This is a genomic window from Frankia sp. Allo2, from assembly GCF_000733325.1.
Taxonomy (GTDB): Bacteria; Actinomycetota; Actinomycetes; order Frankiales; family Frankiaceae; genus Frankia; species Frankia casuarinae.
Genome location: NZ_JPHT01000025.1, coordinates 68725 through 77479, shown reverse-complemented (window position 1 = coordinate 77479; position 8755 = coordinate 68725). Strand labels below are relative to the sequence as shown.

Below are 8755 nucleotides of genomic sequence, written 5' to 3'. Positions count from 1 at the left end.
CTGACCGGCCCGATCAGCCGACCCATCCCCTGGCCAACCGGCCGACGCCACCGCCGGGCGACGACCAGTCGTGGCGCACCGTCCCGGTGCCCCGCCGGGGCGCGGACGGCTCGGTGCAGGATCCCGCCGACGGCGGCGCAGCCGGTCCGCCGCGACACCCGGCGGACGGCGGGCTCCTCGGCATGCTGCTCGGCCGGCTCCCGGCGTCCTGGCGGCGGCAGGCACCGGGCGCGCACGGAGCGCTGCCGGTCGTCCTGCTCGCTGGAATCGTCGGGCTCGTCGGGCTCGTCGCCGCGCTCATCGGGGCCGGCGGCTCCGATCCCCAGGTGGAACCGGCCGCCCCCGCCCCGTCGTTCGGCCCGGCGGCCCCCGGCGGCCCCGCGAACCAGCCGCCGGCCGGTGCTCCGCTGTGGACGCCGGGCACCCGGCCCGGCCCGGCTCGGCCCGGCCCGGCCAGCCCACCCCCGGTCGGCGACGAACAGCCGATGACACCGACGGACCCGGGCACTGCGACACCGGTACCCACCACGGCGAGCGCGCAGCCGAGCGCCACGCCTACGAGCCGGCCATCGCAGCCGACGGGCGCCTCCCCGACGGTCGCGCCGACCCCGTCGCCGAGCCCGGGCGCCTCGACCACGGCGACAAGCTGCCCGACGGGCGCCCCAGTCGGGGGCGCGACGNCCGCNCCGCCCTGCTGAACCCGCCGCACGGCCGCGTCACGCCACCGTCCGGCGTCCTGGTGCTCATCCACCACGCACCGGAGACTCTGACTGTGGCAAACCGGCTACGCGACCGCCGCCTTCGGCTTCGCCACAAGATTAGGAGAACGGAACGGTGATGCAGGCCGCCCGCGGACCGGCGGATCCGGCTTCGCCGGGCATGCCACTCGTCCCGTGCTCGTGGAGCACGACGGCCCTGGCACCGCCGGCTCGGAAGTTCCAGTCGACGACGGCGAACGCCTGGCCGTTGCCGTCGGCGTCCGTACTGAAATCCAGCCAGACCTCGTTGTGTGGATTGGCGTACGCCGGATCGACAGAGGGTTGTACCGGGTCCGGCACGTTCTGGTAATGCGGCCCGGCCGCCGTACCCGTCGCGCCGCACGCCTTCTGATGAACATGCGCCCCGTACCTGTGGCCGGGCAGCAGCCCCTGAACCACCAAGCCCACCACGGTACGAGGTCCGCCGGCCGCCAGTACGACCGCCCCGGCGCCGACCGGAACGAGATGCCGGTCGTAGGTGACGGCCGCCGGTGGCTGCTTCTCGTTCCAGGTCGTGAACGCGACCGGCTCCGCGACGACCCTCGTGGCGCTCGGAGCCGCCGGTGCCACCGCCGAGGCCGCAGCGGCGAACAACGCGGTGAACAAGCCGAGGCCGGCCAGGGTGATCGACAGACGCCGTCGCATGAGGATCCTTTCAGCGGCTAGTTCAGTGGCTCGGGAACGCCGTTCACGTGGGACGAGCCTAGCCTGGCCACAGGTTTCGGGAATGCTCAACACGACCTGAACGGAAACGTGGGGCCGAACGGGGGTGCCCGGCTCACCATCCTCGGCGCGAATCCGAGGAAGTACCCAAGGACCGGGGCAGCACCGACGCCATATTTTGCTCGGACGCCACGTTTTGCTCAGGCATGGTCCACCCTTCCTCAGGCATGGTCCGCTCCCAACGCCGGCCACCGGCTCGGGCGAAGAAACCAGCCAGGCTCGGCATGCGCCCGGTGGATCAGGCGAGACGCCAGGACGTTGCCCGGCCGGCTGCGACCAAGGCAGTGTCGTCCAGAGTGAGGACCTGATCAGCGAGACGGGCGGGATAGGCGCGCAAAGACAGNCCCTCGGCCGCCGCGACCTCCGCGAGCCGGTCGCCTGCCTCACCAGGGATGCGGATGTTGGCATCGGTCACGGGACGTCTCCCTTCACACGCTCGTAGGGTATGGGTATGGGTACATACTCATACCTGGCTCAGGCGGGCACAGCAACGGTCAGGCCTTCCTGGGCGGCGGCGGTCGACAGGCGCTTGTCGTAGCTGACGAAGACCAGTGACGGCGCATCGAGCCGGAGCGCCGTCGCGAGATGCAGGGCATCCGGCGAACGCAGCAACGGATCCGTCAAGGCCGCGGCGGAGACCATGATCGGTTGGTCGATGGGCACGAGCGTGATCCGCGACGGGACGTCGGGGATACGGGGAAGAGCGGCGGGGTCGCTGCGGCGCAACGCTCGGGTCACTTCGAGCATCACAAGCGCGGACGACACCGCGACGCCTGGCCGGACGGCAAGCCAGGAGCGCAGCGCACGCGTCCCACGCTCCGGATGGGTCAACTTCATCAATGCGCTGGAGTCCAGATAATTCAAGAAGATTCCCCGCGTAGCTCCGCCACCACGTCCACGGAGTCACGGCCGTCCCAGCTGCCCGTAGACGTCGGTTCGGGGAGATCAGCCAGGCTCGCGGTGGGGACGGTAACGCGCCCCTCGGCAACGAGTTGGTCCAGGTAGTCACTGCCCGTCTGCGTCAGTTCGGGCACCAGCCTCGCCCACGGTCGTCCGTTGCGAGTGATGACGATCGATTCTCCCGCGTGCGCACGGTCAACCCAGGTACCCACGGCGTGGCTGAGATCCCGCATGCTCACCACAGTCATACCTGAAGTCCAACAAGTGTTGGACACCCGCTGGCCCCTCGATTCCAGGATCAGCGGGAGCACCGTCCCCGGACGGCATCGCGCCCCCCGGACGGCATCGCGCCCCAGCGCTCGGCGTGGACGGCGTCGGCGAGGGGACGCCGCCGGGCCCAGCCATGGCGTTCGAGGTCGGGAACGTGCTCAAGGTGGGTTACCGGCCCGAGGCAGAGCCACGCCACGGGCCGGATGTCGGCGGGGATGGCGAGCAGGTCACGAACGAACGGCTCCCGGTAGAACGACACCCAGCCCACCCCGAGGCCCTCGGCGGTTGCGGAGAGCCACAGGTTCTCGATCGCCAGGCACACCGAGTACAAGCCGGCGTCGGCAATGGCGTGCCGCCCCAGCACCGCCGGCCCCCCGCGGTGCGGATCGTAGGTCACAACCAGCGACAACGACGACTCCAGGATGCCGTCGATCCTGATCCGGGCGAACCGGGCTGCACGCTCACCGGCCAGGGCCCCGGCGAAGACGGCGCGCTCGCGGTGCACATGGGTGTGGAAGGCCCGCCGGGACCGCTCGTCGGTGACGAGGATGAAGTCCCAGGGCTGGCTGAGGCCGACGCTCGGCGCGGCGTGAGCCGCCCCGAGCACCCGGTCGAGCACGTCGGCGGGGATCGGCGCGCCGGTGAACTGGCCGCGCACGTCGCGCCGCCGGTGCAGGACATCGTAGAGGTCCGTGGGGCGGAGGTTCGTAGGGTGGCTGTCGGTGGGCATGGCAGGCTCCCGCTGTCCGGCCGCCCGCACGACGACGGGCGACGTCGATGCGGGGCCGGTCTTCGGACTTCCGGATCAACGCCGGCCGTCCGCCTTCCCGGACCCGAGGGCCCAGTGGCTGCGCGACGCGCATGGACGGCGACTTCCCGGTTACCGCGGCGGGCCCGTGCCGGACTTTCACCGGCTTCCCGATTCTCCCCGGTCCCCCGGGGCACCCCGCTCATGATGCCATTGGGGACGATACAGGATAAATCGACATACCAAGGTGACGGCGATCCGTCGACCGGTGAGTTTGGGGGACCTGAGCACGGTCTGCGGGAAGGTCATCCCGGTCTGGCAACGGAACAGGCGGCTCAAGGTACGTTCACTGTACGTTCACTCGCCCCGACGGTGGCGCCGAACTCGGCCCGAGTCCGCGGATCGGCGGGATCACCGGCCAGCGCCGCTGTGAGCGCGGCGACGCGGTCGTCGCGTGGTTGGGGCAGGCCGAGCCGTAGCTCGGTCACCTGCCGCAACGAGCGCAGCGGGACGGCTGTCAGGTCCGTCGCGGTGAGCGCCCGGATGATCTCCGCAACAGGGGGGGNACGGCTACCACGGTCGGAGCGGGGGACCCGAACGGATCATCCATGTCCGGGAAGGCCAGTAAGTGCATATGGGTGGGGGTGCGCCTGGTGCGCGTGGTCACCGACGCGATCCCCCGCGGCGACCCGGCCNACATCGCCGCGGCCGGGCTGAAGGCACGTCAGGACGCGTGCTCGTGCTGACAGGCAACCCGCGCGAAGAGAGCTACCGCGGCGTTGCAGCTGGTCAGAGGAAAAGCTGGTCGAGCGTGTCGGCGGTCAGGACGCGAGCGGTCCAGGTCTGGAGCTGGCCGGCGGAGGCGTCGTGCACGGCGGCGAGCGCGGCCTCGGGAAGCGGACCGAACTTGAGGGTCAACAGCTGGAGGAGCGACTCGACACGACCCTCGACGCGGCCCTCGACACGACCCTCGGCACGGAGCATCTCTGCGATGGTCATGTAGGCATCCTCCGCCTCAGGTCCAAGGCCGGCGATCAGGTCATGCAACTCGTCGCGGGCGTCCGCTTCTCCGACCAGCTCAATGTAACGCAGCAAAGTGGCGAACTCCTCCCTGCCATCCGGGCCGTCGAGGACCGCGCGCAGTTCGTCGACCCACGGTCGCAGGTCCTGGGCGAGCCGGGGGTTACCAGGGACGATCTTGAGGAGGAGCAGAGTGAGCCGCACCGAGTGCGTCAGCGGACGCTCCCGCAGCTCCCGCTCGTCAACGCGAACCAGGTCATCGAGCAGGAACTGGAACCGGGGCAGATGCTCCCGCCAGGCGCCGGCGAGGTCCGGAGCCAGGTCGACCAGGTCGAGCACCTGAGTCGGGGCGACCCACGCGTGCTCGTTGTGGTGCACGACCAGCGGGACCACCGCTGGCAGCCGGGCCGCTTTGTGATGGTCTGCCAGGTAGCGGTCNCAAACACGCACGACGTAACGCAGCATCCGGAACGCCATAAGCGGGTCGCTGCTGCTCTGGTGCTCGACGAGGACGTAGATGAACGCCTCATGGCCGTCAAGCGGAGCGGTGAAGAGCAGGTCGGTGTGCCGCCACCGCAGCGTGGCGTCGACCAGGCTACCGGGGACAATCGCCAGCCGGTCGAGGTCGAGGCGGGCCACAAGAGCCGCCGGCAGCGTCGCGCGCAGCTGCGACGCCGCGTTCGACGGCACACCGAGGACCCGGCGGAACACCGCGTCATGCGGCGAAGGCGGACTCGACATGGCGGCACCGTACCGGCGAACACCGACATCCCAGACGGCGCCGCACAGCTAGCTCCCGATCCACACGGCCAACGGGGGCGGCGCTCAAGCCGTCTGCCAGACTGGCGGCAACGATAGCGCCGAGTTCCCAGCACGCCTCGCGTACCGCGGCGTCCACTTCGCCGACGATCGACAGCGGCTCACGCCGGCGCTTCCACTTCAGCCCCGTGGTGACACCACCGCCGCGGATCGCGCCGGTGGTGTCGCTGTTGCCGCGCGTACGGCCGGCCTACGGTTGCCTCAAGCACGGGATAGTAGATCTGCTCGCAGATTTCACCGAAACTCGGGTACGCGACGTGGCCACGCTACGTGTCCGCGAGGTCGAGACACCACGGCCGGCCACGTAGAAGACAGCGAGCCCGGCGCCGCCGCTCCCACGTCCGAGGTCGAGAATTTGCTAAACTCTGTCTGTGGACGAATGGGAAGTCCGCGTGACGAACGAGTTCCTGGCCTGGGTCAACGAGCTCGATCCGAGGTCCAGGGCGCTCGTCGTCGACGCGATCGATCGGCTGGCCGATGCCGGGCCAAGCCTGGGCCGACCACTGGTCGACCGCCTGGTCGGCTCGGAGATCCACAATCTCAAGGAGCTCAGGCCAGCTTCCGCGGGCACCTCGGAGATCCGCGTCCTGTTCGTCTTCGATCCCTGGCGCTGCGCCATCCTGCTGGTCGGTGGGGACAAGTCGGGCGACTGGTCCGGCTGGTACCGCACGGCGATCCCACGCGCGGAGACGCTGTACGCCGAGTACATGAAGGAACGGGAAGCCGAGGAGGGCAGCTCATGACCAGATTCCCCCGGTGGAACGACGTCCGCGCCGATCTGATCGCCGACGCCGAGGAGACCCTGACCGAGGCCCGCAGGCGCAACCAGGCCTACATCGACGGCCACCGCCTCGCTGAACGCCGCAGGCTCCTCGGCCTGACCCAGACCGAGGTCGCCGAGCACATGGGTGTCAGCAAGAGCCGGGTCTCCCAGATCGAACGCGGCGACGTCTCCACCGTCGACGTCATCGCCCGCTACGTCCAGGCCCTCGGCGGCCAGATCCAGATCACCGCCGTCTTCGGCGACGATCTCTACATCCTGCGCGGCACCGACACGCCCGCTGCGTGACAGGCAACAAACCACGCCCCCGCACTGTCTGGAGCAAGCGGCCTGGGCCGGGTTTCCTCGGCGAGACAGGACAGAGCCGCAGGCCGCCACGGGCACGGACCTGGGGTCGACGTGGGCGAACACCGGTGGTGCGGGTACCCGGCCGGGCGGGTCCGGACGGGTGAGTGTGGTCGCCGATGGTCTGCTACCGCCCCGGGTGGCGGCCCAGGGCTGCTCTACCGGGCCCGGACCTGGCGTGGTGGCAGCGGCCGGAAAGGCATCGGCTGGCAGGACTGCCGGGATCTGCTGGCCGCCGCGCACGCCCAGCTTCCCGNGGGCCGGATGATCCTGGTCTGGGACGGGGTGAACATCCACCGCCAGGCGGAGATGGCCGCGTTTCTCCAGGAACACGCCGATGGGGTGAGCGTGGTGGCGTTGCCGGCCTATGCCCCCGAGCTGAACCCGGCGGAGGGGTGTGGTCACAGATCAAGCGGACCGCGCTGGTGCACCTGGCTGCCCGCAGCCTCGACGCCATCACGATCATCCTATCGAGGCGTCGCTACGACCGTTTGACCCCGCCCCCAGTCAAGTGTCCATTCACGGGTGACGGCTTGAGCAGCCCCGTGTTGATGTTGGTTTAGGTGGCGAGAGCGTGTGTGGGGCTGGCCGCGCGCCTGGCTGGCATCCAGGGCGTACCGGCGAGGGCGAGGCGGATGGCGTCGACGGCGGTCAGGCCGTGGTCGCGGGCGGAGACGAGGTAGGAGCGCACGCGTAGGTAGGCGGCCATGGTGGGGGTGTGCCAGTAGCCCGAGACGGCCTGGTGGCGTTTCGGGAGGCGTATGGCCTGCTCGCTGGGGTTGTTCGTCCATGGGATCTTGAAGTCGGTGGTGAAGAGCCAGACCTGGTCTGCCTTCGCGGCGAGCCGGCGGGCCAGGACCAGGCCGGGATGGTTCTTCTCGTCGGCCCAGGGGCGGGACATGTTCGTCAGCTCGCCGATCCGGACGTCGGCGTCGTAGCGGGCCCGCAGCGCGTCGATCGCGGCCTGGCCGAGGCGGCTGTTCCCGGCGGCGCGGGCGGCGACGACCAGGCCGTTGGCCTCGCGGAGCAGGTCGATGAGCCGGCCCGCCCACTTCTGGACCTTCGGCGCGAGGATCAGCACCGCACGCAACGCCCTGATGAGATGGGCACAGCACAACTGCACGCCGGCGAGCGTGGGGTCGTACTGGTGCCAGCCGGCGTAGTCGTCGCGGGTCAGGTAGCCGTGCCAGCCGGTGAGGACGCCGGTGGCGTCGATCGCCCCGGACGAGCGGGAGCTGATCGCCGCATACCAGACCAGCCCGGGCGCCGGGGTGCGCACCACCAGCAGGTGCGGGGTGCCCGACAGGGCGGTGCCGGTGACCTCGTCACGATCCTTGCGCAGCACGTTGACGGGCGACTCGTCCCCGCAGAGCACCGGTTCGGCCCGCAGCGCCGCCTTCATCGCCTCGTCGAACCCGGCAGCCTGAAGATCCTGCGCGAGCCGCTCGTTCGCGCGGGCGACGAACCCGGACGAGACCGGCACCCCCAGCAGCGCGTGGATGACCATCGCGGCCCGCTCGACCGGCACGTTGCCCTCGGAGGCGAGCAGCACCGCCGCCGCGTTCAGCCGCGGCCCGTAGGACACGCCGCCCGCCGCCGCGTGCCGCACCCCCGGAACCACGGCGGTGGTGACCTTCCGGCAGCAGGCGCAGCGCCGCCGCGGCAGCGCCCACTCGACCTTCTCCAGCACCGGTTCGAGCAGGTCCCAGGCCTGCGCCCACCCGTCCGCCAGCACCCCCGCGCCGGACAGATCCGCCGCGCAGGACGAGCATTCCGACGGCGGGTCCGCCGATAACGACCGGTCCGGCGTCTCCTCCCGGGCCAGCCCCGCCCCCGGATGNCCCGGCTGCCCNCCCGGCTTCTTCTCCTTCGACCGGNCCCGCTCCGAGGACGCCCGCCGCTCGGCCTTCCGCTTCTCCCTCGCCCCGACCGGATCCTTCGACGGCGGCACAGAGGAGTTCGTGCTGTCCCGCGACAGCCGCCGGCGCAGCTCGGCGAACTCGAGCTCAAGCTCCTCGACCCGCCGCACGGCCCGGTCCCGCTCGGCGCGCACCGCGCCAAGCTCCACCTCATGCCGCGCGGCCGAGTCCTCCACGACCCGACGCAGCCGCTCGTTGACCGACACCAACCGCTCGTTCGCCGCCACCGACGCGGCCTGCCCGACGGCGAGTTCCTCGATCCGCGCCTCGGCAGCCGCGAGACGCGACTCCCACGACGACGCGGACAGCTCAGCCACAACCCTGATCATCCACGCCCAGCCACCAGGATCAAGCAACGGCCACAGCACGTCCCCGCAACACAAACCCCAAGGTCAGCGGGCTACCCCGGCACACCCGTGAATGGACACTCTCTGGCGTCAAGGTACGGCGGTGTTGTTTTNNCACTCNGCNG

General features: G+C 70.7%; 10 protein-coding genes, 1 pseudogene and 1 riboswitch. Of the genes and pseudogenes, 4 read left to right on the top strand and 7 right to left on the bottom strand.

Translation table 11 applies throughout. The features are described 5' to 3' along the window. Positions 1-698, top strand: a pseudogene (locus tag ALLO2_RS26500) (serine/threonine protein kinase); the annotation flags it as partial. A 120-nt stretch (positions 699-818) separates the two neighbouring features. Here the strand turns inward: ALLO2_RS26500 and ALLO2_RS16350 are convergent. From ALLO2_RS16350 to ALLO2_RS16325, 6 genes are all read right to left on the bottom strand, one after another. Then, positions 819-1403: a superoxide dismutase family protein gene (locus ALLO2_RS16350; protein ID WP_011437263.1), complete on the bottom strand. Its 585-nt coding sequence runs from the start codon at positions 1401-1403 to the stop codon at positions 819-821. A 552-nt stretch (positions 1404-1955) separates the two neighbouring features. Then, positions 1956-2345 (bottom strand): type II toxin-antitoxin system VapC family toxin, encoded by a 390-nt coding sequence (locus ALLO2_RS16345; RefSeq protein ID WP_023841117.1) that lies wholly within the window; start codon positions 2343-2345, stop codon positions 1956-1958. Next, positions 2342-2614, bottom strand: a complete 273-nt coding sequence (locus ALLO2_RS16340; RefSeq protein ID WP_232235136.1) for a type II toxin-antitoxin system Phd/YefM family antitoxin — start codon at positions 2612-2614, stop codon at positions 2342-2344. Before ALLO2_RS16340 ends, ALLO2_RS16345 begins: the two co-directional genes overlap by 4 nt. A 65-nt stretch (positions 2615-2679) precedes the next feature. Beyond that, entirely contained in the window at positions 2680-3381 is a 702-nt protein-coding gene (bluB, locus tag ALLO2_RS16335; protein WP_051875334.1) for a 5,6-dimethylbenzimidazole synthase, read from the bottom strand. A 35-nt stretch (positions 3382-3416) separates the two neighbouring features. Next, a riboswitch (cobalamin riboswitch) is annotated at positions 3417-3615 on the bottom strand. Between the two features lie 119 nt (positions 3616-3734). Beyond that, complete coding sequence (locus tag ALLO2_RS27360) at positions 3735-3887, bottom strand: hypothetical protein (protein ID WP_011437266.1); 153 nt, start codon at positions 3885-3887, stop codon at positions 3735-3737. A gap of 301 nt (positions 3888-4188) precedes the next feature. Continuing rightward, complete coding sequence (locus ALLO2_RS16325) at positions 4189-5160, bottom strand: Rpn family recombination-promoting nuclease/putative transposase (RefSeq protein WP_084588460.1); 972 nt, start codon at positions 5158-5160, stop codon at positions 4189-4191. A 470-nt stretch (positions 5161-5630) separates the two neighbouring features. Between ALLO2_RS16325 and ALLO2_RS16320 the strand changes: the two genes are divergently transcribed. The 3 genes from ALLO2_RS16320 (at position 5631) to ALLO2_RS24680 (ending at position 6859) form a co-directional block, all read left to right on the top strand. Continuing rightward, positions 5631-5981 (top strand): type II toxin-antitoxin system RelE/ParE family toxin, encoded by a 351-nt coding sequence (locus tag ALLO2_RS16320; RefSeq protein WP_011437268.1) that lies wholly within the window; start codon positions 5631-5633, stop codon positions 5979-5981. Further along, on the top strand, positions 5978-6307 hold the full coding sequence (locus tag ALLO2_RS16315) for a helix-turn-helix domain-containing protein (RefSeq protein ID WP_011437269.1): 330 nt from the start codon (positions 5978-5980) through the stop codon (positions 6305-6307). Before ALLO2_RS16320 ends, ALLO2_RS16315 begins: the two co-directional genes overlap by 4 nt. Before the next feature lie 111 nt (positions 6308-6418). After that, complete coding sequence (locus ALLO2_RS24680) at positions 6419-6859, top strand: transposase (RefSeq protein ID WP_232235135.1); 441 nt, start codon at positions 6419-6421, stop codon at positions 6857-6859. 64 nt (positions 6860-6923) lie between these two features. On the opposite strand, the gene ALLO2_RS16310 is transcribed toward ALLO2_RS24680, so the two are convergent. Then, entirely contained in the window at positions 6924-8612 is a 1689-nt protein-coding gene (locus ALLO2_RS16310; protein WP_084588459.1) for an IS66 family transposase, read from the bottom strand. Positions 8613-8755 lie beyond the last annotated feature (143 nt).

Coding starts and splice junctions, on each gene's coding strand:
- ALLO2_RS16350 (WP_011437263.1), bottom strand. CDS start 1,403: ATGCGACGGCGTCTGTCGATCACCCTGGCCGGCCTCGGCTTGTTCACC.
- ALLO2_RS16340 (WP_232235136.1), bottom strand. CDS start 2,614: ATGCGGGATCTCAGCCACGCCGTGGGTACCTGGGTTGACCGTGCGCAC.
- bluB (WP_051875334.1), bottom strand. CDS start 3,381: ATGCCCACCGACAGCCACCCTACGAACCTCCGCCCCACGGACCTCTAC.
- ALLO2_RS16315 (WP_011437269.1), top strand. CDS start 5,978: ATGACCAGATTCCCCCGGTGGAACGACGTCCGCGCCGATCTGATCGCC.